Origin of the sequence: Streptomyces violens, assembly GCF_000717745.1 — a bacterium.
GTDB lineage: Bacteria > Actinomycetota > Actinomycetes > Streptomycetales > Streptomycetaceae > Streptomyces > Streptomyces violens.
The window spans coordinates 435,014-460,259 of the sequence record NZ_JOBH01000002.1 but is presented as its reverse complement, the minus strand read 5'-3'; the positions used below and the strand labels follow the sequence as shown (position 1 = coordinate 460,259).

The window sequence follows — 25,246 nt, the reverse complement described above, 5'->3', positions numbered from 1 at the left end:
GGATCTTGGGTATGGCTGGGGATCATGCGGGACAAGCCCGAACGGGTGCACCGGGCACCCGTGTACGGCTGCCAACTGCCCGCTTCCGCCGTGGTCGTGGTCCTGTACGCGGTCCCGGCCCGGTGCGCCGGGCGGGTGGCGGGGGAGCCTCCGGCGCACCCCGGGGGCGGCCGTGAGCCGTGGTGCGTTCGCAAAGCGCCGAGGACGGCTGGCTACGATGGGCCAGCCGGTGGCCGCATTGACCGCGCGGCCCGCACACAACCTCCGGGAAGGCCATGCTGAACAAGTACGCGCGTGCGTTCTTCACGCGTGTTCTCACGCCGTTCGCCGCCCTGCTCATCCGTCTGGGCATCAGCCCCGACGTCGTCACCGTCCTCGGCACCGCCGGGGTGGTCGCCGGCGCGCTGGTCTTCTACCCGCTGGGCGAGTTCTTCTGGGGCACCGTCGTCATCACCCTGTTCGTCTTCTCGGACCTGGTCGACGGCAACATGGCACGGCAACTGGGCCGCTCCAGCCGCTGGGGCGCCTTCCTGGACTCCACCCTGGACCGCGTCGCCGACGCCGCGATCTTCGGCGGCCTCGCCCTCTGGTACGCGGGCCGCGGTGACGACCTGCTGCTCTGCGCGGTGACGATCTTCTGCCTCGCCTCCGGCCAGGTCGTCTCGTACACCAAGGCGCGCGGCGAGAGCATCGGCCTCCCGGTCAACGTCAACGGCCTGATCGAGCGCGCCGAGCGCCTGGTGATCTCGCTGGTGGCCTGCGGCTTCTCCGGGCTGCACAAGTTCGGCGTCCCCTGGATCCAGAATCTGCTCCCGATCGCCCTGTGGATCGTGGCCATCGGCAGCGCGGTCACTCTGGGCCAGCGGGTGGTCACCGTACGCCGGGAGTCCGCCGAGGCGGACGCCGTGGGGGGAGAGAGCGCGTGAAGCTCGACATCAGCAAGCTGCCCGGCCTCGACAGACTGCTGGACAAGGGCAAACTGTCCGACGCGCTGTACGGCCTGGGCTGGGCCACGGTCAAGAAGCTGCCCGAGCCGGTCGCCGTACGGCTGGGCGAACGCATCGCCGACGCCGTCTGGAAGCGGCGCGGCAACGGCGTACTGCGCCTGGAGGCCAACCTCGCACGGGTCGTCCCCGACGCCTCCCCGCAGGCCCTCTCCCGGCTCTCCCGGGCCGGTATGCGCTCGTACATGCGGTACTGGATGGAATCCTTCCGCCTCCCGGCCTGGAGCCGCGAGCGGGTCCGCCGGAGCGTGGACGTCACCGACATCCATCACCTCACCGACGCGCTGGACAGCGACCGCGGCGTCATCCTGGCCCTGCCCCACATGGGCAACTACGACCTGGCCGGCGTCTGGGTCACCCGCGCCCTCGGCGTGCCCTTCGCCACCGTCGCCGAGCGCCTGAAGCCCGAATCGCTCTACGACCGGTTCGTCGCCTATCGCGAGAGTCTGGGCATGGAGGTACTGCCGCACACCGGCGGCGCGGCCTTCGGCATACTCGCCCGGCGGCTCCGCGCCGGCGGCCTGATCTGCCTGGTCGCCGACCGCGACCTGTCCGCCTCCGGAATGGAGGTCAAGTTCTTCGGCGAGGCCGCCAAGATGCCCGTCGGACCGGCCATGCTCGCGCTCCAGACCGGCGCGGTGCTGCTGCCCGTCACCTTGTGGTACGACGGTACGCCCGTCATGCGGGGCCGTGTGCACCCCGGGATCGAGGTACCCGAGACCGGTACGCGCACCGACAAGGCCGCCGCGATGACCCAGGCCCTGGCCGACGCCTTCGCCTCGGGCATCGCCGAGCACCCGGAGGACTGGCACATGCTGCAGCGACTGTGGCTCGCCGACCTGGAGCCGCGTGGTGCGGGCGCCCGAGAGACGGAGACGCCTTGAGGATCGGGATCGTCTGCCCCTACTCGTGGGACGTCCCGGGCGGCGTCCAGTTCCACATCCGCGACCTCGCCGAGCATCTGATCCGGCTCGGCCACGAGGTCTCCGTACTCGCCCCGGCCGACGACGAGACACCACTTCCGCCGTATGTCGTCTCCGCCGGACGTGCCGTACCCGTCCCGTACAACGGTTCGGTTGCGCGGCTCAACTTCGGCTTCCTCTCCGCCGCCCGGGTGCGCCGCTGGCTGCACGACGGCGCGTTCGAGGTCATCCACATCCACGAGCCGGCCTCCCCGTCCCTCGGCCTGCTGGCCTGCTGGGCGGCCCAAGGCCCCATCGTGGCGACCTTCCACACCTCCAACCCGCGCTCCCGCGCCATGATCGCCGCGTACCCGATCCTCCAGCCGGCGCTGGAGAAGATCAGCGCGCGCATCGCCGTCAGCGAGTACGCCCGCCGCACGCTGGTCGAGCACCTGGGCGGCGACGCGGTGGTCATCCCCAACGGCGTCGACGTCGACTTCTTCGCCCGTGCCGAGCCGAAGAAGGAGTGGCAGGGCCGGACCATCGGCTTCATAGGCCGCATCGACGAGCCCCGCAAGGGCCTCCCCGTCCTGATGAAGGCCCTGCCCGAGATCCTCGCCGAGGTCCCCGACGCACGGTTGCTGGTCGCCGGGCGCGGTGACGAGAAGGAAGCCGTCGCGGGCCTCCCCGAGGAGCTCCGCTCCCGCGTCGAATTCCTCGGCATGGTCACCGACGAGGACAAGGCACGCCTGCTCCGCAGCGTCGACCTGTACGTCGCCCCCAACACGGGCGGCGAGTCCTTCGGCATCATCCTCGTCGAGGCGATGTCCGCGGCCGCGCCCGTCCTCGCCTCCGACCTCGACGCCTTCGCCCAGGTCCTGAACCAGGGGGAGGCGGGCGAACTCTTCACGAACGAAAACGCGGGTGCGCTCGCCGCTTCGGCTGTCCGGTTGTTGCGCGACCCTTCGCGGCTGGCGGAGCTCCGGGAGCGCGGCGCCCGCCATGTGCGGCGGTTCGACTGGTCGACGGTGGGGGCGGACATCCTCGCCGTGTACGAGACGGTCACCGACGGGGCGGCGTCTGTGGACACGGACGAGCGGGTGGGGCTTCGGGCCCGGTGGGGGCTGGCCCGAGACTGACACGGAGGCTCAACCTCCACGTACTTCGTCTTTCCACCCACCACCGACGGGAGGGGACGGGCCGGAGCGGGTGGGGGTCCGGACGTAAAGCGAAGGAGTCCGGACCCCCACCCGCGGAGGCCCGGCACCGTGACGTCAAGCCCCGCGCAGCGGTATCCGCTCGCCGCAGGCGCAACGGCGCCGCACTCGGCAACGAACACCGGCCCGCCAGGGCCAAGCGCCGCGGACCGGTAGCGTGACGCCCCGTGACCACCTTCATCTGGATCCTCGCGGCGCTCATCGTCATCGGCGTGTACCTGAGCTGGACCGCCGGCCGTCTCGACCGGCTGCACGCGCGCATCGACGCCGCGCGCGCCGCGCTCGACGCGCAGCTGCTGCGGCGCGCCTCCGTCGCGCAGGAGCTCGGTACGTCCGGCGTCCTCGATCCCGCCGCCTCGATCGTGCTGTACCAGGCAGCCCACGAGGCACGGCAGGCCGAGGAGGACCAGCGGGAGGTCGCCGAGAGCGCGCTCAGCCAGGCGCTGCGCGCGGTCTTCGACGAGGCCGAGCAGACCGACGCCGTACGGGAGGCCCCCGGCGGCGAGCAGACGCTCGCGGAGCTGAACGCGGCGGTGCGGCGCGTCCCCATGGCCCGCCGCTTCCACAACGACGCCGTACGCGCGGCCCGCGCCGTCCGCAGGCACCGCGTCGTACGCTGGTTCCGGCTCGCGGGCCACGCCCCGTTCCCGATGGCCTTCGAGATGGACGACGAGGCCCCGGCGGCCCTCGGGGACCGCGCGGCGGCCTGAGCCCCGTACGAGTACGGTGGCGGAGCCGCGGCCGGGCCGGGGGCCGGGCAGGCCACCCCAAGAGCCACCGCCCTGCAATTGGCCCTTTTCACCTCCCGTACACAAACGGTTCTCTAGGTGCAGCAGCACAACCACCCGCACTTAGTGAGGTCAATCGTGTCCACCACGCCCACCACGCCCCAGTCCCCGGAGACCGGAACCGCCCGCGTCAAGCGCGGCATGGCCGAGCAGCTCAAGGGCGGCGTGATCATGGACGTCGTCACGCCGGAAGAGGCGAAGATCGCCGAGGACGCCGGCGCCGTGGCGGTCATGGCCCTGGAGCGCGTCCCCGCGGACATCCGCAAGGACGGCGGCGTGGCACGGATGTCCGACCCGGACATGATTGACGGCATCATCAACGCCGTCTCCATCCCCGTCATGGCCAAGTCCCGCATCGGCCACTTCGTCGAGGCGCAGGTCCTGCAGTCCCTCGGCGTCGACTACATCGACGAGTCCGAGGTCCTCACCCCGGCCGACGAGGTCAACCACTCCGACAAGTGGGCCTTCACCACCCCCTTCGTCTGCGGTGCCACCAACCTCGGTGAGGCCCTGCGCCGCATCGCCGAGGGCGCGGCCATGATCCGCTCCAAGGGTGAGGCCGGCACCGGCAACGTCGTCGAGGCCGTCCGCCACCTCCGCCAGATCAAGGGCGAGATCGCCAAGCTGCGCGGCTGCGACAACAACGAGCTGTTCGCCGCCGCCAAGGAGCTGCGCGCCCCCTACGAGCTGGTCAAGGAGGTCGCGGAGCTGGGCAAGCTGCCGGTCGTCCTCTTCTCCGCCGGTGGCGTCGCCACCCCCGCCGACGCCGCGCTCATGCGCCAGCTCGGCGCCGAGGGCGTCTTCGTCGGCTCCGGCATCTTCAAGTCCGGCGACCCGGCCAAGCGCGCCGCCGCCATCGTGAAGGCCACCACCTTCTACGACGACCCCAAGGTCATCGCCGACGCCTCCCGCGACCTGGGCGAGGCCATGGTCGGCATCAACTGCGACACCCTCCCCGAGGCGGAGCGGTACGCCAACCGCGGCTGGTAAGGGAACCAAAGGGAACTCCATGAGCAACAGCACCCCCACCATCGGCGTGCTGGCGCTGCAGGGCGACGTACGCGAGCACCTCACGGCGCTCGCGTCCGCCGACGCCCTGGCGCGCCCGGTGCGCCGCCCCGAGGAACTGGACGAGCTCGACGGCCTGGTCATCCCCGGCGGCGAGTCGACGACCATGTCCAAGCTGGCGGGCGTCTTCGGCATGCTGGAGCCGCTGCGCGCGTTCATCCGCGCGGGCAAGCCGGTGTACGGCACCTGCGCGGGCATGATCATGGTCGCGGAGAAGATCCTGGACGGCCGGGACGACCAGGACACGTTCGGCGGCGTTGACATGATCGTGCGCCGTAACGCCTTCGGGCGGCAGAACGAGTCCTTCGAGGCGGCGGTCGACGTCGCCGGGATCGATGGCGGACCGGTCGAGGGCGTCTTCATCCGCGCGCCCTGGGTCGAGTCGGTCGGCGCCGAGGTCGAGGTACTGGCCGAGCACGGCGGCCACACGGTGGCCGTCCGGCAGGGTAACGTCCTCGCCACGTCCTTCCATCCGGAACTCACCGGCGACCACCGGGTCCACGCGTTCTTCGTGAACATGGTGCGTAACGCCGCGTGAGGGGATCCCGGTAGGATCTAGGGCGTTCGTTTTCAGAAATTGGTTACGCGAAGGAGACAGGCGGATGTCCGGCCACTCTAAATGGGCTACGACGAAGCACAAGAAGGCCGTGATCGATGCCAAGCGCGGCAAGCTCTTCGCGAAGCTGATCAAGAACATCGAGGTCGCGGCCCGCATGGGCGGCGTGGACGTCGAGGGCAACCCGACGCTGTACGACGCCATCCAGAAGGCCAAGAAGCAGTCGGTCCCGAACAAGAACATCGACTCCGCGGTCAAGCGCGGCGGCGGCCTCGAGGCCGGCGGCGCCGACTACGAGACGATCATGTACGAGGGTTACGGCCCGAACGGTGTCGCGGTGCTCATCGAGTGCCTCACCGACAACCGCAACCGTGCCGCCTCGGACGTGCGCGTCGCCATGACCCGCAACGGCGGCTCGATGGCCGACCCGGGCTCGGTGTCCTACCTGTTCAACCGCAAGGGCGTCGTCATCGTCCCCAAGGGCGAGCTGACCGAGGACGACGTGCTGGCCGCGGTCCTGGACGCGGGCGCCGAGGAGGTCAACGACCTCGGTGAGTCCTTCGAGGTGCTGAGCGAGGCCACCGACGTGGTCGCGGTCCGCACCGCGCTCCAGGAGGCCGGCATCGACTACGACTCGGCCGACACCAACTTCGTCCCGACCATGCAGGTCGAGCTGGACGAAGAGGGCGCGAAGAAGATCTTCAAGCTGATCGACGCGCTGGAGGACAGCGACGACGTCCAGAACGTCTTCGCCAACTTCGATGTGTCGGACGAGGTCATGGCCAAGGTTGACGCCTGAGCCTCCTCTTTGCGGCTCTTGCGGCTGTTGACGGGCCGGCAGGGAACATCCCCTGTCGGCCCGTCTCGCGTTCGTGTGTCGCCGGTACCACCCGTTGTCAGTGCCACCCGATACTGTGCTGAGCAGGGGATCTCCGGCCCCCATGGTGGGGGAGGAGAGCCGAAACGGTACGGCGCCGGGTGGTGACAGCGCGGCATGAGGGGAGGGGGACACCCGTGAAGGTGCTCGGCGTTGACCCGGGGTTGACGCGTTGCGGTGTCGGCGTGGTCGAAGGGGTGGCCGGGCGGCCGTTGACGATGGTGGGGGTCGGCGTGGTGCGCACCCCCGCCGACGCCGACATCGCGGACCGCCTCGTCCTCATCGAGCAGGGCATCGAGCACTGGCTCGACACGCACCGGCCCGAGTACGTCGCCGTGGAGCGGGTGTTCAGCCAGCACAACGTCCGTACGGTCATGGGTACGGCCCAGGCCAGCGCGGTGGCGATGCTGTGCGCGGCCCGTCGCGGGCTGCCCGTCGCGCTGCACACCCCGAGCGAGGTCAAGGCCGCCGTCACCGGCTCGGGCCGTGCCGACAAGGCGCAGGTCGGGGCCATGGTGACGCGGCTGCTGCGGCTGGACGCACCGCCCAAGCCCGCCGACGCCGCGGACGCGCTCGCGCTCGCCATCTGTCACATCTGGCGCGCGCCCGCCGTCAATCGCCTTCAGCAGGCGCACGCGGCCAACCGCCTTCAACAGGCGCAAGCCGCCGCCCGGCGCACCCCGCCCGCCGCGCGCTCCGCCGGCGCGCTCCGCACCCCCGCTCCCGTACGTACGAATCAGCGCACCCCGAAGGGCACGTCATGATCGCCTTCGTCTCCGGCCCGGTCGCGGCCCTGGCTCCCGATGCCGCCGTCGTGGAGGTGGGCGGTATCGGCATGGCCGTCCAGTGCACCCCCAATACGTTGTCCGGGCTGCGCATGGGCGAGCAGACGAAGCTCGCCACCTCCCTCGTCGTACGGGAGGACAGCCTCACGCTGTACGGCTTCGCGGACGACGACGAGCGGCAGACGTTCGAGCTGCTGCAGACGGCGAGCGGGGTCGGGCCGCGGCTCGCGCAGGCGATGCTCGCGGTGCACAGCCCGGACGCGCTGCGGCGCGCGGTCGCGTCCGGCGACGAGAAGGCGCTGACCGCCGTGCCCGGCATCGGCAAGAAGGGCGCGCAGAAGCTGCTGCTGGAGCTGAAGGACCGGCTCGGCGAGCCGGTCGGCAGTGCCGGGCCCGCGGTCGGCAGCCCGGTCACGGCCGCCTGGCGCGACCAGCTGCACGCCGCGCTGATCGGCCTCGGCTACGCCACCCGGGAGGCCGACGAGGCGGTGGGCGCGGTCGCCCCGCAGGCCGAGGCGGCTGTCGCGGACGGCGGTACGCCGCAGGTGTCGCAGCTCCTGAAGGCGGCGCTGCAGTCCCTGAACCGGGCCCGCTGACCGGGCGCCGGCCCGGGTACCCCTACGATCCGGCACTCCACCCACCGACGACGCGAGGCAGTACGCAGTGAACTGGGACGACAGCACCGACACCGCGGACGGACAGGACCCCGGCCTGCCGCCGGGCGGCGCCGACCGGCTGGTGGGCGCGGACGCCGACGGCGAGGACACGGCCGTCGAGGCCGCGCTGCGCCCGAAGGACCTGGAGGAGTTCGTCGGCCAGGAGCGGGTGCGCGAGCAGCTGGATCTCGTGCTGCGGGCCGCGCGGGCGCGCGGTGCCACCGCCGACCATGTGCTGCTCTCCGGCGCCCCGGGCCTCGGCAAGACCACGCTCTCGATGATCATCGCGGCGGAGATGGGTGCCCCGATCCGCATCACCTCCGGTCCGGCGATCCAGCACGCCGGCGATCTCGCCGCGATCCTCTCCTCGCTCCAGGAGGGCGAGGTGCTTTTCCTGGACGAGATTCACCGGATGTCGCGGCCCGCCGAGGAAATGCTCTATATGGCGATGGAGGATTTCCGGGTCGACGTGATTGTGGGAAAGGGGCCGGGCGCCACCGCCATTCCGCTGGAACTTCCGCCGTTCACGCTGGTCGGCGCGACGACGCGGGCCGGGCTGCTGCCGCCGCCGTTGCGCGACCGGTTCGGATTCACCGGGCACATGGAGTTCTACGCCCCCAATGAACTGGAGCGGGTCATCCACCGCTCGGCGGGACTGCTCGATGTCGACATAGAGACCGAGGGCGCCGCCGAAATCGCCGGGCGGTCGCGCGGTACGCCCCGTATCGCCAACCGTCTGCTGCGCCGCGTGAGGGACTACGCCCAGGTCAAGGCGGACGGCCTGATCACCCGCGAGATCGCGGCGCAGGCGCTGGACGTGTACGAGGTGGACGGGCGCGGCCTGGACCGGCTGGACCGTGCGGTGCTCACGGCGCTGCTCAAGCTGTTCAGCGGCGGGCCCGTGGGCCTGTCGACCCTGGCGGTGGCCGTGGGGGAGGAGCGTGAGACGGTCGAGGAGGTCGCCGAGCCGTTCCTCGTGCGCGAGGGGCTGCTCGCGCGCACGCCCCGTGGCCGCATTGCCACGCCCGCCGCATGGACGCACATGGGGCTGGTGCCGCCGCAGCAGATGACGGGCGGAAACGGACAGCAGGGGCTGTTCGGGACGTGACGGCGCGGGGACTCGCCGGGTCAGGAACTGCGGTGCGATGCTGGGCGTTGTTCCACTGGTGCGGACTCGCTTAGACTCCGCCGATGCCGTCCGTACGGTCCGGCATATCAACCCCCGTATACAAGGCCGCGCCTCCGCGGTCGTGCGAAGGAATGTCCGTCCCGTGAATATCATGACTCTCCTCCCGTTCATCGTGCTCATCGGGGCCATGTTCCTGATGACGCGCTCCGCCAAGAAGAAGCAGCAGGCGGCTGCGCAGATGCGGAATGAAATGCAGCCCGGCACCGGCGTCCGCACGATCGGAGGCATGTACGCCACCGTCAAGGAAATCCACGACGACGCGGTCCTCCTCGAGGTGGCCCCGGGCGTCCACGCGCTCTACGCGAAGAACGCGATCGGCGCCGTGCTGCCCGACGACGAGTACAACCGCATCATCGACGGTGCCGAGCAGGGCTCCGTCGTCCCGGACGACCTGTCTTCCCTGACCGGCGCCTCGGCCGTCAACGACGGCGACGACGACACCACCGGTAAGGGTGACGTCGTCGAGAAGATCGACCTGGGCAAGGACGCCTCCGCGGAGAAGGCCGACGAGCCGAAGGCCGAGGAGCCGAAGGCCGACGAGACCCCGGCCGCGGACGCCGACGCCGAGGCCGCCGAGGCGAAGGGCGACAAGAAGGACGCCAAGAAGGACGGCGGCGCCGAGGCGAAGTAGGCGCGCACTTTCACGGAACCGCGGTGCACCGGGAGCGGTGCCCGCGGTTCCGGGACCGTCTAGGCTCCGGCGGGGGCACGTCCCCACAAGACTTCGTGGCCGTCCGGCACTGACCTGACTCGGGCGGTTGGACAGGGAGATACGAGAAGGTGGCAGCACCGAACAAGGGCCGAAGGTCGCCGGCGGCCCAGAGCAGGCCGGGGCGCGCCCTGGTCCTGATCTTGGTCGTCATCGCGGCGCTGGTCGGGGGGATGTTCTACTCCGGCACCATGACGCCGCGACTGGGCATCGACCTCGCGGGCGGTACGAGCTTCACGCTGGAGGCGCAGAACCAGCCGGGCAAGCCCAACGCGATCAACGAGACCAACATGAAGACCGCCGCGGGCATCATCGAGCGGCGCGTCAACGGTCTCGGCGTCTCCGAGGCCGAGGTCCAGACCCAGGGCACCAACCACATCATCGTGAACATCCCCAAGGGGACGGACGCGAAGCAGGCCCGCCAGCAGGTCGGTACCACCGCCCAGCTCGGTTTCCGTACGGTGCTGACCGCGGCGGCCGGTGCGAAGACGCCCACGCCGGGCGCCTCCGAGAGCCCGAAGGCCGGCAGCGGCGAGAAGGAGAAGCAGGGCGGCGACAGCGCGTCGGCCACCCCCTCCGCCGGCCCGACCACGCAGGGCCGCGCCGTCAGCGACGCGCTCAAGAAGGACGACGCGCCTTCGCCCTCCGGCAAGCCCACCGGTTCGCCCAGCGCGCCCCCGGTCCAGCAGCCGCCCGCGGGTGCCGACATCCCCGCCGCGCTGCAGAAGAAGCTCGCGGCACTGGACTGCTCCACCAAGGAGAGCCGTTCCGCCGCGGCCGAGCAGGCCGCCCGCGCCAAGCCCAGCGACTCGATCGTGTCCTGCGAGGACGACGGCAAGACGAAGTACGCGCTCGGCCCGGTCAAGGTCGAGGGCACGGACGTGGACGACGCCAAGGCCAGCTTCGACCAGCAGGGCGGCCAGGGCTGGCTCGTCCAGATGAACTTCACCTCCGCCGGCGGCAAGAAGTTCGCCGACGTGACCGGTGACATCGCCACCAAGACCCCGCCGCAGAACCAGTTCGCCATCACCCTGGACGGCGAGGTCGTTTCGGCGCCGCAGGTGAGCAGCGCGATCGCGGGCGGCAACGCCCAGATCACCGGCGGCTTCACCCAGCAGACCGCCGAGGACCTGGCGAACATGCTGTCCTACGGTGCGCTGCCGCTCTCCTTCAAGATCGCGGACGAGACCACGGTCACCGCGGCCCTGGGCGGCGAGCAGCTGAACGCGGGCCTGATCGCCGGTGCCATCGGCCTCGCGCTGGTCGTCATCTACCTGATCGCGTACTACCGCGGCCTGTCCCTGGTCGCGCTGGCGAGCCTCGTGGTCTCGGCGGTCCTGACGTACACGATCATGACCCTGCTCGGCCCGGCCATAGGGTTCGCGCTGAACCTCCCGGCCGTCTGCGGTGCGATCGTCGCGATCGGTATCACGGCCGACTCGTTCATCGTGTACTTCGAACGCATCCGGGACGAGATCCGTGAGGGCCGTACGCTGCGGCCCTCCGTCGAGCGGGCCTGGCCGCGCGCCCGGCGCACGATCCTGGTCTCCGACTTCGTGTCGTTCCTGGCCGCCGCCGTGCTCTTCATCGTCACCGTCGGCAAGGTCCAGGGCTTTGCGTTCACGCTCGGCCTCACGACCCTGCTGGACGTCGTGGTGGTCTTCTTCTTCACCAAGCCGCTGATGACGCTGCTGGCCAAGCGGAAGTTCTTCTACTCCGGGCACCCCTGGTCGGGTCTGGATCCCACGCGTCTCGGCGCGAAGCCGCCGCTGCGCCGCGGCCGGCGCACCTCCGCCCCCATCGAGACGAAGGAGGCGTGAGATGTCCAAGCTCGGCAACATCGGCGCCCGGCTGTACCGCGGCGAGGTCGGTTACGACTTCATCGGCAAGCGCAAGATCTGGTATGCCGTCTCGATCCTGATCACCATCACGGCGATCGTGGGCCTCGGGGTACGCGGCCTGAACATGGGCATCGAGTTCTCCGGCGGCGCGGTCTTCACCACCCCGAAGACCTCCGTCTCCTCGACGCAGGCCCAGCACCAGGCCGAGGCCGCTTCCGGCGGTCACGCGGCCACGGTCCAGAAGCTCGGCAACGGTGGTCTGCGGATCCAGATCAGTGAGCTGGACACCAAGGAGTCCGTGCCGGTCCAGGAGAAGCTGGCCAAGGACCTGAACGTCCCGGTCGAGGACGTCAACACCCAGCTGGTCGGCCCCAGTTGGGGCGAGGAGATCGCGAACAAGGCGTGGCTGGGCCTGGGGATCTTCATGATCCTCGTGGTGATCTACCTCGCCATCGCCTTCGAGTGGCGAATGGCGCTGGCGGCCCTGATCGCGCTGATCCACGACCTCACGATCACGGTCGGCGTGTACGCGCTGGTCGGCTTCGAGGTCACACCCGGCACGGTCATCGGCCTGCTGACCATCCTCGGTTACTCGCTGTACGACACGGTCGTGGTCTTCGACAGCCTCAAGGAGGCGTCCCGGGGCATCACGAAGCAGTCGCGCTACACCTACGGGGAGATCGCCAACCGGTCGATCAACTCCACGCTGGTGCGGTCGATCAACACCACGGTCGTGGCGCTGCTCCCGGTGGCGGGCCTGCTCTTCGTGGGCGGCGGCTTCCTGGGCGCGGGCATGCTGAACGACATCTCGCTGGCCCTGTTCGTGGGTCTCGCGGCCGGTGCGTACAGCTCGATCTTCATCGCCACCCCGCTGGTCGCCGACTTCAAGGAGCGCGAGCCGCAGATGAAGGCGCTGGCCCGGCGGGTCCGTGCCAAGCGCGCCTCCGCCGCCGCCAAGAACGACTCCCAGGGGTCGGCCGAGGGCGCCGCGGAGTCCGGCGAGGAGCCGCAGGACGACGCCCCGGCGGCGGCCGGCAGCTCGGCCGCCGGCCCGCGCAGCCAGCCCGCGTCCCGCACCCGCGGCCGCGGCCGTCCGTCGGGCAAGCGCCGATGAGCGCCCCCGCGGAGCTGCGCGAGCTCCTGCTCAGCAAGATCGCGGACGTGCCGGACTACCCGCAGGCGGGGGTCGTCTTCAAGGACATCACCCCGCTGCTGGCCGACCCGGACGCGTTCGGCAGGCTGACCGACGCGCTGGCCGGGGTCTGCGGCGAGGTCGGCGCGACGAAGATCGTGGCGCTGGAGGCCCGCGGCTTCATCCTGGCGGCCCCGGTCGCGGTGAAGGCGGGCGTCGGCTTCGTGCCCGTGCGCAAGGCCGGCAAGCTGCCCGGGGCGACGCTCGGCCAGAGTTACGCGCTGGAGTACGGCCACGCCACGATCGAGATCCACGCCGACGCGCTGGCCCCGGGGGACCGGGTGCTGGTGATCGACGACGTGCTGGCCACGGGCGGTACGGCCGAGGCCTCGCTGACCCTGATCCGCCGTTCCGGCGCCGAGGTCGCGGGCGTGGCGGTCCTGCTGGAGCTGGGCTTCCTCGGCGGCAGGGAGAAGCTGTCGGCGGGGCTCGACGGGGCGCCGCTGGAGGCGCTGATCACGGTCTGAGGCCGCGGCGGACGGGCGCCGGACGTGTCATGTACGGCCCCGTCCACCGCTCGAAAACCAGGCAAAGTGCAAGCAAAAGGGCATCCGGCATAAATGCGGATGCCCTTTTGCTGTGACCACAGGAGTATCGGCCCGCGGACGAGCCGTGGCTGCCGGCATGGATACCATGGCAGCCCGGCCACTTCGTGGACCGGTGGTCCGGCACCGCTCTTTTCCGCCCGTTCACCGGTGGGAAAGGTCCCAGCGAGGAGTTGCTCTTGCCAGACGAGGCCCAGCCGCTCTCCCCCCGCACGCCCGGGGGAAGCCCCGCCGCGCGCCCGGAGGACCGTCCCACGGGCGGCGCCGCGGACGCGCCGAAGAACGGCGGGAAGGAAGCGCCGGCGGGGCCCGTCCCGGCGGTTTCCGGGCCTGCCGCCACGGCGCCCAAGCCCACCCCGCCGTCGGCCCCCAAGCCGCTGCCGCCCGGCCACACCGGCCAGCCCGGCGGCCGCTCCGGCTCCTCCAACCGCGTCCGCGCCCGCCTGGCCCGCCTCGGCGTGCAGCGCCAGAGCCCGTACAACCCGGTCCTGGAGCCGCTCCTGCGCATCGTGCGCAGCAACGACCCCAAGATCGAGACGGCCACGCTGCGCCAGGTCGAACGGGCCTACCAGGTCGCCGAGCGCTGGCACCGCGGCCAGAAGCGCAAGAGCGGCGACCCGTACATCACGCATCCGCTCGCGGTCACGACGATCCTGGCCGAGCTGGGCATGGACCCGGCAACGCTGATGGCGGGCCTGCTGCACGACACCGTCGAGGACACCGAGTACGGCCTGGACACCCTCCGCCGGGACTTCGGCGACCAGGTCGCGCTGCTGGTCGACGGCGTCACCAAGCTGGACAAGGTCAAGTTCGGCGAGGCCGCGCAGGCCGAGACCGTGCGCAAGATGGTCGTGGCGATGGCCAAGGACCCGCGCGTCCTGGTGATCAAGCTCGCCGACCGGCTGCACAACATGCGCACGATGCGCTACCTCAAGCGGGAGAAGCAGGAGAAGAAGGCCCGCGAGACGCTGGAGATCTACGCCCCGCTGGCGCACCGGCTGGGCATGAACACCATCAAGTGGGAGCTGGAGGACCTCGCCTTCGCGATCCTCTACCCCAAGATGTACGACGAGATCGTCCGGCTGGTCGCCGAGCGGGCGCCCAAGCGCGACGAGTACCTCGCCATAGTCACCGACGAGGTCCAGGCCGACCTGCGCTCCGCGCGCATCAAGGCCACCGTCACCGGGCGGCCCAAGCACTACTACAGCGTCTACCAGAAGATGATCGTCCGCGGGCGCGACTTCGCGGAGATCTACGACCTGGTGGGTATTCGTGTACTTGTCGACACGGTGCGTGACTGTTACGCGGCGCTCGGCACGGTGCACGCGCGGTGGAATCCGGTCCCCGGCCGGTTCAAGGACTACATCGCGATGCCCAAGTTCAACATGTACCAGTCACTGCACACGACGGTCATCGGGCCCAACGGCAAGCCGGTCGAGCTGCAGATCCGCACGTTCGACATGCACCGCCGCGCCGAGTACGGCATCGCGGCGCACTGGAAGTACAAGCAGGAGGCCGTGGCCGGCGCCTCCAAGATCCGCACCGACGTGCCCAAGGGCAAGGCCGGCAAGGACGACGCGGTCAACGACATGGCGTGGCTGCGGCAGCTCCTGGACTGGCAGAAGGAGACGGAGGACCCGGGCGAGTTCCTGGAGTCGCTGCGCTTCGACCTCTCGCGCAACGAGGTCTTCGTCTTCACGCCCAAGGGCGACGTCATAGCGCTGCCGGCCGGTGCGACACCCGTGGACTTCGCGTACGCGGTGCACACCGAGGTCGGCCACCGCACGATAGGCGCGCGCGTCAACGGCCGCCTCGTACCGCTGGAATCGACGCTGGACAACGGCGATCTGGTGGAGGTCTTCACCTCCAAGGCGCCGGGGGCCGGGCCGTCCCGGGACTGGCTGGGCTTCGTCAAGTCCCCGCGGGCCCGCAACAAGATCCGCGCGTGGTTCTCCAAGGAGCGCCGCGACGAGGCGATCGAGCAGGGCAAGGACGCCATCGCGCGGGCCATGCGCAAGCAGAACCTGCCGATCCAGCGCATCCTGACCGGCGACTCGCTGGTGACGCTCGCGCACGAGATGCGGTACCCGGACATCTCCTCGCTGTACGCGGCGATCGGCGAGGGCCACGTCACCGCCCAGTCCGTCGTACAGAAGCTGGTACAGGCGCTCGGCGGCCAGGACGAGGCCACCGAGGACATCGCCGAGTCCACGCCGATCCGTCGCTCCAAGCGGCGCTCCAGCGCGGACCCGGGCGTGGTCGTCAAGGGCGTCGAGGACGTCTGGGTGAAGCTGGCCCGCTGCTGTACGCCGGTGCCGGGCGACCCGATCATCGGCTTCGTGACCCGCGGGTCCGGCGTATCGGTTCACCGCGCGGACTGCGTCAACGTCGACTCGCTGTCCAAGCAGCCGGAGCGCATCCTCGAGGTCGAGTGGGCGCCGACCCAGTCCTCGGTCTTCCTGGTCGCCATCCAGGTCGAGGCGCTGGACCGCTCGCGGCTGCTGTCGGACGTCACACGGGTCCTGTCCGACCAGCACGTCAACATCCTGTCCGCGGCCGTCCAGACCTCCCGCGACCGGGTGGCCACCTCCCGCTTCACCTTCGAGATGGGCGACCCCAAGCACCTCGGGCACGTCCTGAAGGCGGTACGGGGCGTGGAGGGCGTGTACGACGTGTACCGCGTGACATCGGCCCGGCGGCCCAACTAGCCGCCGTACTACGCGAGGAGGGCCCCGGTACGGTCTCGTACCGGGGCCCTCTTGGTGCTGGGCGCCTCAGCCATCAATTGAGGCACCCCGACGGCGAGGTACCACCTCCGCGAGAGCGGCGGCGGTTTAGCCGCAAAAGTCAGCCGCCGAACTCCTGCAGGCCCTTCTGGGCCTGGTCGAGCAGGGCCTGGCGGCCCTCCAGCTCGCGGGCGAGCTTGTCGGCCTTGGCGTCGTTACCGGCGGCCCGGGCCGTGTCGATCTGCTTCTGGAGCTTGTCGACGGCGTCCTGGAGCTGGCCGGTCAGCCCCGCGGCACGCGCCCGCGCCTCGGGGTTGGTCCGCCGCCACTCGGCCTCCTCGGCCTCCTGGATGGCGCGCTCGACGGCGTGCATCCGGCCCTCGATCTTCGGACGGGCGTCCCGCGGCACATGGCCGATGGCCTCCCACCGCTCGTTGATCGAACGGAACGCGGCCCGCGCGGCCTTGAGGTCCGAGACCGGGAGCAGCTTCTCGGCCTCGACGACCAGCTCCTCCTTGCGGGTGAGGTTCTCCCGCTGCTCGGCGTCCCGCTCCGCGAAGACCTCGCTGCGGGCCTGGAAGAAGACGTCCTGGGCGCCGCGGAAGCGGTTCCACAGGTCGTCCTCGTGCTCGCGCTGGGCGCGGCCCGCGGCCTTCCACTCCTGCATCAGCTCGCGGTACCGGGCCGCGGTCGGGCCCCAGTCCGTCGAGCCCGAGAGCGCCTCGGCGTCCGCGACCAGCTTCTCCTTGATCTGCCTGGCCTGCTCGCGCTGCGCGTCCAGCGACGCGAAGTGGGCCTTGCGCCGCTTGGAGAACGCGGAGCGGGCGTGCGAGAAGCGGTGCCACAGCTCGTCGTCGGACTTGCGGTCCAGCCGGGGCAGCCCCTTCCACGTGTCGACCAGGGCACGCAGCCGCTCGCCGGCCGCCCGCCACTGCTCGCTCGCCGCCAGCTCCTCGGCCTCGGCGACCAGCTTCTCCTTGGCCGTCCTGGCCTCGTCGGCCTGCCGGGCCTTGGCCGCCTTGCGCTCCTCGCGGCGCGCCTCGACCGTCTGGACGAGCGCGTCCAGGCGCTTGCGCAGGGCGTCGAGGTCGCCCACCGCGTGGTGCTCGTCGACCTGCTGCCGCAGATGGTCGATCGCGGTCATGGCGTCCTTGGCCGACAGGTCGGTCGTCCTGACCCGCCGCTCGAGGAGGCCGATCTCGACGACCAGGCCCTCATACTTGCGCTCGAAGTAGGCGAGGGCCTCGTCGGGCGATCCCGCCTGCCACGATCCGACGACCTTCTCGCCGTCGGCGGTACGCACGTACACGGTCCCCGTCTCGTCGACGCGGCCCCATGGGTCGCTGCTCACAGCGCCTCCTCCACATGATGCCGGCGGGACACCGGGGTCCCGGGCATCGTCCACAGTTTCTGTCCGGCGGGACCGCGCCCCGGCCGGTCCGACGGACTGTTCTTGCGGGTGAGGGTGGCAGCCGTCGGAGCAGGCACCCTACCCAACGCCAATCTAGGCGACCGGCGGCCCGGCTGTCCGCATCCCGCACGACCGAAATTCCGTGGTCCCGGCGCGGACGGCCGGGATACGTCAGGACTTGGTGACGCGAGCGCGGTCGATGACGACGGTGGCGTTGGGCGCGGTGTTCTGCGTCTGCGGGTCGGGCGTGGAGCCCGCCTCGGCGATCTTCTTCAGGACGTCCATGCCCTGCGTGATCGTGCCGAACGGCGTGTAGTTGGGCGGCAACTGACTGTCCTGGAAGACCAGGAAGAACTGGCTGCCGCCGGTGTCCCGGGTCTTCTCGCTCTGCCCGTCGTAGCGGTTGGCCATCGCGACCGTGCCCGCCGGATAGACGCCGCCCTCGATCCGCGGGTCCTTGAGGTTCTCGTCCGGAATCGTGTAGCCCGGGGTGCCCTGGCCGGTACCGGTCGGGTCGCCGCACTGCAGGACGTGGAGGCCGTCGTCGACCAGGCGATGGCACTTGCTGTGGTCGAAATAGCCCTGTCCCGCCAGGAAATTGAACGAGTTGACCGTGTGCGGGGCCTTCTTCGCGTCCAGTTTCATCGCGATGTCGCCACAGGTGGTGGCGAGCTTCGCGGTGTACGAAGCGGCGGTGTCCACCGTCAGCTTCGGCTCCTTCTTCCACTGCTTCTTCGACGGCCGGCCCTCGGCGGGCGTACCGCACGGGTCCTTGGGCCGCTGCTCCGCCGCCGCGTTCTTGCTGTCGCCGCCGACCAGCCCCGCCGTCGCGTACACGGCCCCGCCCGCGGCGAGCGCCACCGCGAGCACCGACGCGATGATCACGTTCCGGCGCCTGGCCTTCCGCTGGGCGGCCGTCCGCCGCTGGAGCTGACGCTCGTACTTCTGGCGCGCGAGCTGCTTGCGCCGCTGATCCCCCTTGACCACCAGGCCGTCTCCTTGGTCCGCATGATCTGCCGTGGCCCGTACCGTATACGGGTTCGCTCCGGCGGGAGTCCCGCCGGTAGGCTCTGAACAGCAGAGATCTTGCAGCATGTTTCTGTGAGATCCGCCAGGGCCGCAGCCAGGGCCTGCCAGGATCTGTCCGCCGGACGATTGATGAGGACGAACGTGCTGATTGCCGGGTTCCCCGCCGGGGCCTGGGGCACCAATTGCTACTTGGTCGCCCCCGCCGCGGGTGAGGAGTGCGTGATCATCGACCCCGGCCACCAGGCCGCCGACGGTGTCGCGGAAGCGGTGCAGAAGCATCGCCTCAAGCCCGTCGCCGTCGTCCTCACCCACGGCCACATCGACCACGTCGCCTCGGTGGTGCCGGTCTGCGGCGCGCACGACGTTCCCGCCTGGATCCACCCCGAGGACCGCTACATGATGAGCGACCCGGAGAAGGCGCTGGGCCGGTCGATCGGACAGCAGCTGATGGGCGAGCTGACGGTGGGAGAGCCGGATGACGTCAAGGAGCTGGCGGACGGCGGGAAGCTTGCGCTTGCCGGGATGGAGTTCGCCGTCTCCCATGCGCCGGGCCATACCAAGGGGTCGGTGACCTTCAGGATGCCCGAGCAGGCCGACATTCCGCCGGTCTTCTTCTCGGGCGACCTGCTCTTCGCCGGCTCCATCGGACGTACCGACCTGCCCGGCGGCGACCACGCCGAGATCCTCCGGTCGCTGGAGCGCGTATGCCTCCCGCTGGACGACTCGACCGTGGTGCTGTCCGGCCACGGCCCCCAGACCACCATCGGCCAGGAGCGCGCCACCAACCCCTTCCTTCGGGAGGTGGCCGCCGGCCTCGGAACGGGCCCCCAGAGCCCGGCTCCGCGACGAGGAATGTGACGAAAGCTTCCGTGAGCACCTTCAAGGCCCCCAAGGGCACCTACGACCTGATCCCGCCGCAGTCCGCGACCTACCTGGCGGTCCGCGACGCGATCTCCGGACCCCTCAAGCGCTCCGGCTACGGCTACATCGAGACGCCCGGCTTCGAGAACGTCGAGCTGTTCGCGCGCGGCGTCGGCGAGTCCACCGACATCGTCACCAAGGAGATGTACGCCTTCGAGACCAAGGGCGGCGACAAGCTCGCGCTGCGCCCCGAGGGCACCGCCTCCGTGCTGCGCGCCGCGCTGGAGGCCAACCTCCACAAGGCCGGCAACCTCCCGGTCAAGCTCTGGTACTCCGGCTCGTACTACCGCTACGAGCGCCCGCAGAAGGGCCGCTACCGGCACTTCTCGCAGGTCGGCGCGGAGGCCATCGGCGCCGAGGACCCGGCGCTGGACGCCGAGCTGATCATCCTGGCGAACGACGCGTACCGCTCGCTGGGCCTGCGGAACTTCCGCATCCTGCTCAACAGCCTCGGCGACAAGGAGTGCCGCCCCGCCTACCGGGCCGCGCTGCAGGACTTCCTGCGCGCCCTGGACCTGGACGAGGACACCCGCCGCCGCATCGAGATCAACCCGCTGCGGGTCCTCGACGACAAGCGCGACGCCGTACAGAAGCAGCTCGTCGGCGCGCCGCTGCTGCGCGACCACCTCTGCGAGAACTGCAAGGCGTACCACGAGCAGGTACGCGAGCTGCTGACCGCGGCGGGTGTCGCGTACGAGGACGACCCGAAGCTGGTGCGCGGGCTGGACTACTACACCCGTACCACCTTCGAGTTCGTCCACGACGGGCTGGGCTCGCAGTCCGCGGTGGGCGGCGGCGGCCGGTACGACGGCCTGTCCGAGATGATCGGCGGCCCCGCGCTGCCGTCCGTCGGCTGGGCGCTCGGCGTGGACCGTACGGTCCTGGCGCTGGAGGCCGAGGGCGTCGAGCTGGAGATCCCCGCCAGCACGGCCGTCTTCGCGGTGCCGCTGGGCGAGGAGGCCCGCCGGGTGCTCTTCGGCACGGTCACCGAGCTGCGCCGGGCCGGTCTGGCGACCGACTTCGCGTACGGCGGCAAGGGCCTGAAGAACGCGATGAAGTCCGCGAACCGCTCGGGTGCGCGCCTGGCGATCGTCGCCGGCGAGCGCGACCTCGCCGAGGGCGTCGTCCAGCTCAAGGACCTGGAGAGCGGCGAGCAGTCGCCGGTCGCGCTGGACGCGATCGTCGAGACCGTCCAGCAGAAGCTGAGCTGAAACCCGTAGGACTTACGTGCGAAGGGGCCCGGTGGCCTGATGGCCGCCGGGCCCTTCGTCATGGGCCACAAGCGCCTTCCGGACCGGTCGGATTTATCTCGCGCGAACGGTGAGCAGCAGGCCCGTTGCGGCACAATGTGAGGCTCCAACGGGCGCACAACGACGGGACGACGGAACGGCGATATGACGACGACTACGCTTGATGACGTGTCCACCACCGACCATGGCCGTACGGATGGCGACGGCACCATCGGAGCGGGTCGCCCCTTCGCGCTGCTCCTGGTGATCACCGGCGCGCTCGGCCTTCTTGCGGCCTGGGTCATCACCCTCGACAAGTTCAAGCTGCTGGAGGACCCCGCCTTCAAGCCGGCCTGCAGCATCAACCCGATCATTTCCTGCGGCAACATCATGAAGAGCGCGCAGGCCGGGGTCTTCGGCTTCCCGAACCCGATGGCCGGGCTCGTCGGCTTCGGCGTCGTCATCGCCGTCGGCATGGCCGTGCTCGCCGGCGCCCGCTTCAAGGCCTGGTTCTGGATCGGCCTGAACGTCGGCACGCTGCTCGGCACGGTCTTCTGCATGTGGCTGATGGGCCAGTCCCTGTACGTCATCAACTCGCTGTGCCTGTGGTGCACGCTCACCTGGCTCGTGACGATCCTGATGTTCTGGTACACCACCGTGCACAACATCAAGCACCGGATCATCAAGGTGCCCGAGGGCCTGCGCGGCGCCGTCCTGGAGTTCCACTGGGTCGTGCCGGTGCTCTGGTACGGCGTGATCACGCTGCTGATCCTCACGAAGTGGTGGACGCAGTACTGGAGCACGCTGCTCTGAGGCGTCTTCGAGGCGTCTGTGATCAGGCGCCGGGCCGGGTTGTCAGTGGGGTGAATTAAGGTCGAAGCGTGGAGCCCGACCTGTTCACCGCCGCTGCCGAAGACCGCCAGGAGAAGGACCCCGCGGGGTCCCCGCTCGCTGTACGGATGCGTCCGCGCACCCTGGACGAGGTGGTCGGCCAGCAGCATCTGCTCAAGCCCGGGTCGCCGCTGCGGCGACTGGTGGGCGAGGGGGAGGGCGGCCCGGCCGGCCCTTCGTCGGTGTTCCTGTGGGGCCCGCCCGGCATCGGCAAGACCACCCTCGCGTACGTCGTCAGCCAGGCGACCAACAAGCGCTTCGTGGAGCTCTCCGCGATCACCGCGGGCGTGAAGGAAGTGCGGTCCGTCATCGACGGCGCCCGCCGCGCCTCCGGGGGATACGGCAAAGAGACCGTCCTCTTCCTGGACGAGATCCACCGCTTCAGCAAGGCCCAGCAGGACTCCCTGCTCCCGGCGGTGGAGAACCGCTGGGTGACCCTCATCGCGGCGACCACGGAGAACCCGTACTTCTCGGTGATCTCCCCGCTGCTCTCCCGCTCGCTGCTGCTGACGCTGGAGCCGCTCACCGACGACGATCTGCGCGGGCTGCTGAAGCGCGCGCTGACCGACGCGCGCGGGCTGGCGGGCGCGGTGACGCTGCCCGAGGACACCGAGGCGCATCTGCTGCGCATCGCGGGCGGCGACGCGCGCCGGGCGCTGACGGCCCTGGAGGCCGGTGCCGGGTCCGCGATCTCCAAGGGTGAGAAGGAGATCAGCCTCCAGACCCTGGAGGAGTCCGTCGACCGGGCGGCGGTGAAGTACGACCGGGCGGGTGACCAGCACTACGACGTGGCGAGCGCGCTGATCAAGTCCATCCGCGGCTCGGACGTGGACGCCGCGCTGCACTATCTGGCGCGCATGATCGAGGCGGGCGAGGATCCGAGGTTCATCGCCCGGCGGCTGATGATCTCCGCGAGCGAGGACATCGGGCTGGCCGACCCGACCGCGCTGCAGACCGCGGTGGCCGCCGCGCAGGCTGTCGCGATGATCGGCTTCCCCGAGGCCCGGATCACGCTCAGCCAGGCGACGATCGCGCTGGCCCTCGCGCCCAAGTCGAACGCGGCGTACATGGCGATCGACGCGGCGCTCGCGGATGTCCGCGCCGGTCTCGCCGGGCCGGTGCCCCCGCATCTGCGCGACAGCCACTACCAGGGCGCGAAGAAGCTCGGCCACGGCAAGGGCTATCAGTACCCGCACGACCTCCCCGGCGGCATCGCGGCGCAGCAGTACGCGCCGGACGAGGTGCACGGCAAGCGGTACTACACCCCGACGCGGTACGGCTCGGAGGCGCGGTACTACGACGTGGTGGAGCGGGTGCGCAGCAGGCTGGCGGGGGAGGCAGGGCCGTCGGGGAGTGAGGCGGGCGCGGAAGCGGCCGTTCCGGCGCCGCACGGCAGGGCCCTGTCGAACGGGGGCCGCTCACGAGATATCTTGATGTCGAGCAATGTTGCAGACGTGGAGCGGAGCACCGGTGACTGACTCGACCATCATCTATACGCACACCGACGAGGCCCCGGCCCTGGCGACGTATTCGTTCCTGCCGGTGATCGAGGCCTACGCCTCGACGGCCGGTGTCGCCGTGGAGAGCCGTGACATCTCGCTGGCGGGCCGGATCATCGCCAGCTTCCCCGAGCGTCTTCGGGAGGACCAGCGCATCGACGACGCGCTCGCCGAGCTCGGTGAGCTGGCGAAGACGCCCGAGGCGAACATCATCAAGCTGCCGAACATCTCGGCCTCGATCCCGCAGCTCAAGGCCGCGATCGCCGAGCTGCAGGAGCAGGGCTACGCCCTCCCGGACTACCCGGACGACCCGAAGACCGACGAGGAGCGGGACATCCGCGCCCGGTACGACAAGGTCAAGGGCAGCGCCGTCAACCCGGTCCTGCGCGAGGGCAACTCCGACCGCCGCGCCCCCGCGTCGGTCAAGAACTACGCCAAGGCCAACCCGCACCGCATGGGCGCCTGGTCCGCCGACTCCAAGACGAACGTCGCGCACATGACCGGCGACGACTTCCGCTCCACCGAGAAGTCCGTCGTCATCGCCGAGGACGGCGCGCTGCGCATCGAGCTGGTCGGTGACGACGGTTCCACCACCGTGCTGCGCGAGTCGGTGCCGGTGCTGGCGGGCGAGGTCGTGGACGCCTCCGTCATGCGCGTCGGCGCGCTGCGCGAGTTCCTCAAGGAGCAGGTCGCCCGCGCCAAGGCCGAGGGCGTGCTGTTCTCGGTGCACCTCAAGGCCACGATGATGAAGGTCTCCGACCCGATCATCTTCGGTCACGTCGTGCGCGCCTTCTTCCCGAAGACCTTCGCGAAGTACGCGGACGTGCTCGCCGGCGCCGGCCTGACCCCGAACGACGGCCTCGGCGGCATCTGGAAGGGTCTGGAGACGCTGCCCCAGGGCGAGGAGATCAAGGCGTCCTTCGACGCCGAGCTCGCCGAGGGCCCGGACCTGGCGATGGTCGACTCGCACCGTGGCATCACCAACCTGCACGTCCCGAGCGACGTCATCGTCGACGCCTCCATGCCGGCCATGATCCGCACCTCGGGCCACATGTGGAACAAGGACGACCAGGAGCAGGACACCCTCGCGGTCATCCCGGACAGCAGCTACGCCGGCATTTACCAGGCCGTCATCGACGACTGCAAGGCCAATGGCGCGTACGACCCGTCGACCATGGGCTCGGTGCCGAACGTCGGCCTGATGGCGCAGAAGGCCGAGGAGTACGGCAGCCACGACAAGACCTTCGAGGTGCCCGCCACGGGCACCGTGCGGGTCGTCGACGGCAACGGCACCGCGCTGCTGGAGCAGGAGGTCAGCGCCGGCGACATCTTCCGCGCCTGCCAGACCAAGGACATCCCGATCCGCGACTGGGTCAAGCTGGCCGTCACACGTGCCCGCGCGACCGGCGACCCGGCCGTGTTCTGGCTGGACGAGGGCCGCGCGCACGACGCGAACCTCATCGCCAAGGTCAAGCAGTACCTCCCGGAGCACGACACGGAGGGCCTGCAGATCGAGATCATGTCGCCGTTCGAGGCGACCAAGTTCTCCGTGGAGCGCATCCGCCGCGGCGAGAACACGATCTCGGTGACCGGCAACGTGCTGCGTGACTACCTCACCGACCTGTTCCCGATCCTGGAGCTCGGCACGAGCGCCAAGATGCTCTCGGTCGTGCCGCTGATCAACGGCGGTGGCCTCTTCGAGACCGGCGCCGGCGGCTCCGCGCCCAAGCACGTCCAGCAGCTGGTCAAGGAGAACTACCTGCGCTGGGACAGCCTGGGTGAGTTCCTCGCGCTCGCGGTGAGCTTCGAGCACCTCGCGCAGAAGACGGGCAACGCGCGCGCCCAGGTGCTCGCCGACACCCTCGACCGCGCGACCGGCACCTTCCTCGCGGAGAACAAGTCGCCCAGCCGCAAGCTCGGCGGCATCGACAACCGCGGCAGCCACTTCTACCTGGCGCTGTACTGGGCGCAGGAGCTGGCCAAGCAGACCGAGGACGCCAAGCTGGCCGAGGCGTTCGCGGAGCTGGCCAAGACGCTGGCCGAGCAGGAGCAGACGATCGTGGACGAGCTGGTCGCCGTCCAGGGCAAGCCGGCCGACATCGGCGGCTACTACCAGCCCGAGGTGGCCAAGGCCGCGGCCGTCATGCGGCCGTCCGCCACGCTGAACAAGGCGCTCGCCTCGCTCAGCGCCTGACGCTGCCCACGGGCGGC

Annotated in this window: 22 protein-coding genes; 20 read left to right on the top strand and 2 right to left on the bottom strand. The window is 70.4% G+C overall.

Annotation, left to right across the window (positions count from 1 at the left end; genetic code table 11):
* Positions 1–275: 275 nt before the first annotated feature.
* From pgsA to IF04_RS0105310, 15 genes are all read left to right on the top strand, one after another.
* Entirely contained in the window at positions 276–926 is a 651-nt protein-coding gene (gene pgsA / locus IF04_RS0105380) for a phosphatidylinositol phosphate synthase (protein ID WP_030251697.1), read from the top strand.
* Positions 923–1,888 (top strand): phosphatidylinositol mannoside acyltransferase, encoded by a 966-nt coding sequence (locus tag IF04_RS0105375; RefSeq protein WP_425428368.1) that lies wholly within the window; start codon positions 923–925, stop codon positions 1,886–1,888. Before pgsA ends, IF04_RS0105375 begins: the two co-directional genes overlap by 4 nt.
* Positions 1,885–3,045, top strand: a complete 1,161-nt coding sequence (locus tag IF04_RS0105370; RefSeq protein ID WP_030251691.1) for a glycosyltransferase family 4 protein — start codon at positions 1,885–1,887, stop codon at positions 3,043–3,045. The genes IF04_RS0105375 and IF04_RS0105370 overlap by 4 nt, the downstream gene beginning before the upstream one ends.
* A 245-nt stretch (positions 3,046–3,290) precedes the next feature.
* A complete protein-coding gene (locus IF04_RS0105365; RefSeq protein ID WP_030251689.1) occupies positions 3,291–3,833 on the top strand; it encodes a LemA family protein in 543 nt (180 codons plus the stop codon).
* A gap of 156 nt (positions 3,834–3,989) precedes the next feature.
* The gene (gene pdxS, locus IF04_RS0105360; protein ID WP_030251686.1) at positions 3,990–4,901 is read left to right on the top strand and encodes a pyridoxal 5'-phosphate synthase lyase subunit PdxS; all 912 of its coding nucleotides are present in this window, start codon (positions 3,990–3,992) and stop codon (positions 4,899–4,901) included.
* A gap of 19 nt (positions 4,902–4,920) precedes the next feature.
* Complete coding sequence (gene pdxT / locus IF04_RS0105355) at positions 4,921–5,517, top strand: pyridoxal 5'-phosphate synthase glutaminase subunit PdxT (protein ID WP_030251683.1); 597 nt, start codon at positions 4,921–4,923, stop codon at positions 5,515–5,517.
* A gap of 64 nt (positions 5,518–5,581) precedes the next feature.
* Positions 5,582–6,334, top strand: a complete 753-nt coding sequence (locus tag IF04_RS0105350; protein ID WP_030251681.1) for a YebC/PmpR family DNA-binding transcriptional regulator — start codon at positions 5,582–5,584, stop codon at positions 6,332–6,334.
* A gap of 215 nt (positions 6,335–6,549) precedes the next feature.
* Complete coding sequence (gene ruvC, locus IF04_RS0105345; RefSeq protein ID WP_030251678.1) at positions 6,550–7,176, top strand: crossover junction endodeoxyribonuclease RuvC; 627 nt, start codon at positions 6,550–6,552, stop codon at positions 7,174–7,176.
* The gene (ruvA, locus tag IF04_RS0105340; protein ID WP_030251675.1) at positions 7,173–7,793 is read left to right on the top strand and encodes a Holliday junction branch migration protein RuvA; all 621 of its coding nucleotides are present in this window, start codon (positions 7,173–7,175) and stop codon (positions 7,791–7,793) included. Before ruvC ends, ruvA begins: the two co-directional genes overlap by 4 nt.
* 67 nt (positions 7,794–7,860) lie before the next feature.
* On the top strand, positions 7,861–8,961 hold the full coding sequence (gene ruvB / locus IF04_RS0105335; protein WP_030251673.1) for a Holliday junction branch migration DNA helicase RuvB: 1,101 nt from the start codon (positions 7,861–7,863) through the stop codon (positions 8,959–8,961).
* Positions 8,962–9,124: 163 nt separating this feature from the next.
* Positions 9,125–9,673, top strand: coding sequence for a preprotein translocase subunit YajC (yajC, locus tag IF04_RS0105330; protein WP_030251671.1), 549 nt, complete (start codon positions 9,125–9,127; stop codon positions 9,671–9,673).
* Positions 9,674–9,822: 149 nt separating this feature from the next.
* Positions 9,823–11,571, top strand: coding sequence for a protein translocase subunit SecD (gene secD / locus IF04_RS0105325; protein ID WP_030251669.1), 1,749 nt, complete (start codon positions 9,823–9,825; stop codon positions 11,569–11,571).
* A gap of 1 nt (position 11,572) precedes the next feature.
* Entirely contained in the window at positions 11,573–12,706 is a 1,134-nt protein-coding gene (gene secF / locus IF04_RS0105320) for a protein translocase subunit SecF (RefSeq protein WP_030251666.1), read from the top strand.
* Positions 12,703–13,251: an adenine phosphoribosyltransferase gene (locus IF04_RS0105315; RefSeq protein ID WP_030251662.1), complete on the top strand. Its 549-nt coding sequence runs from the start codon at positions 12,703–12,705 to the stop codon at positions 13,249–13,251. The genes secF and IF04_RS0105315 overlap by 4 nt, the downstream gene beginning before the upstream one ends.
* A 257-nt stretch (positions 13,252–13,508) precedes the next feature.
* The gene (locus tag IF04_RS0105310; protein WP_030251659.1) at positions 13,509–16,037 is read left to right on the top strand and encodes a RelA/SpoT family protein; all 2,529 of its coding nucleotides are present in this window, start codon (positions 13,509–13,511) and stop codon (positions 16,035–16,037) included.
* Between the two features lie 139 nt (positions 16,038–16,176).
* Here the strand turns inward: IF04_RS0105310 and IF04_RS0105305 are convergent, their stop codons facing one another.
* Entirely contained in the window at positions 16,177–17,406 is a 1,230-nt protein-coding gene (locus IF04_RS0105305; protein ID WP_030251657.1) for a DUF349 domain-containing protein, read from the bottom strand.
* A gap of 231 nt (positions 17,407–17,637) precedes the next feature.
* Positions 17,638–18,453 (bottom strand): peptidylprolyl isomerase, encoded by an 816-nt coding sequence (locus IF04_RS0105300; protein ID WP_030251655.1) that lies wholly within the window; start codon positions 18,451–18,453, stop codon positions 17,638–17,640.
* 183 nt (positions 18,454–18,636) lie between these two features.
* On the opposite strand from IF04_RS0105300, the gene IF04_RS0105295 reads away from it, so the two are divergent.
* From IF04_RS0105295 to IF04_RS0105275, 5 genes are all read left to right on the top strand, one after another.
* Positions 18,637–19,353 (top strand): MBL fold metallo-hydrolase, encoded by a 717-nt coding sequence (locus tag IF04_RS0105295; RefSeq protein ID WP_030251653.1) that lies wholly within the window; start codon positions 18,637–18,639, stop codon positions 19,351–19,353.
* Between the two features lie 11 nt (positions 19,354–19,364).
* Complete coding sequence (hisS, locus tag IF04_RS0105290; protein WP_030251651.1) at positions 19,365–20,627, top strand: histidine--tRNA ligase; 1,263 nt, start codon at positions 19,365–19,367, stop codon at positions 20,625–20,627.
* 183 nt (positions 20,628–20,810) lie between these two features.
* Positions 20,811–21,458 carry a vitamin K epoxide reductase family protein gene (locus IF04_RS0105285; protein ID WP_030251649.1) on the top strand — a complete coding sequence of 216 codons (648 nt, stop codon included), beginning with the start codon at positions 20,811–20,813 and terminating at the stop codon, positions 21,456–21,458.
* 68 nt (positions 21,459–21,526) lie between these two features.
* Positions 21,527–23,014 carry a replication-associated recombination protein A gene (locus tag IF04_RS0105280; protein ID WP_245654281.1) on the top strand — a complete coding sequence of 496 codons (1,488 nt, stop codon included), beginning with the start codon at positions 21,527–21,529 and terminating at the stop codon, positions 23,012–23,014.
* Positions 23,007–25,229, top strand: a complete 2,223-nt coding sequence (locus IF04_RS0105275) for an NADP-dependent isocitrate dehydrogenase (RefSeq protein WP_030251644.1) — start codon at positions 23,007–23,009, stop codon at positions 25,227–25,229. Before IF04_RS0105280 ends, IF04_RS0105275 begins: the two co-directional genes overlap by 8 nt.
* The last annotated feature ends 17 nt before the right edge of the window (positions 25,230–25,246 follow it).

Bases quoted from the DNA above. Each gene is read 5' to 3' on its own strand.
- IF04_RS0105350 (WP_030251681.1), top strand. From the start codon at position 5,582: ATGTCCGGCCACTCTAAATGGGCTACGACGAAGCACAAGAAGGCCGTG.
- IF04_RS0105285 (WP_030251649.1), top strand. From the start codon at position 20,811: ATGACGACGACTACGCTTGATGACGTGTCCACCACCGACCATGGCCGT.
- secF (WP_030251666.1), top strand. From the start codon at position 11,573: ATGTCCAAGCTCGGCAACATCGGCGCCCGGCTGTACCGCGGCGAGGTC.
- pdxT (WP_030251683.1), top strand. From the start codon at position 4,921: ATGAGCAACAGCACCCCCACCATCGGCGTGCTGGCGCTGCAGGGCGAC.
- IF04_RS0105315 (WP_030251662.1), top strand. From the start codon at position 12,703: ATGAGCGCCCCCGCGGAGCTGCGCGAGCTCCTGCTCAGCAAGATCGCG.
- pgsA (WP_030251697.1), top strand. From the start codon at position 276: ATGCTGAACAAGTACGCGCGTGCGTTCTTCACGCGTGTTCTCACGCCG.
- ruvA (WP_030251675.1), top strand. From the start codon at position 7,173: ATGATCGCCTTCGTCTCCGGCCCGGTCGCGGCCCTGGCTCCCGATGCC.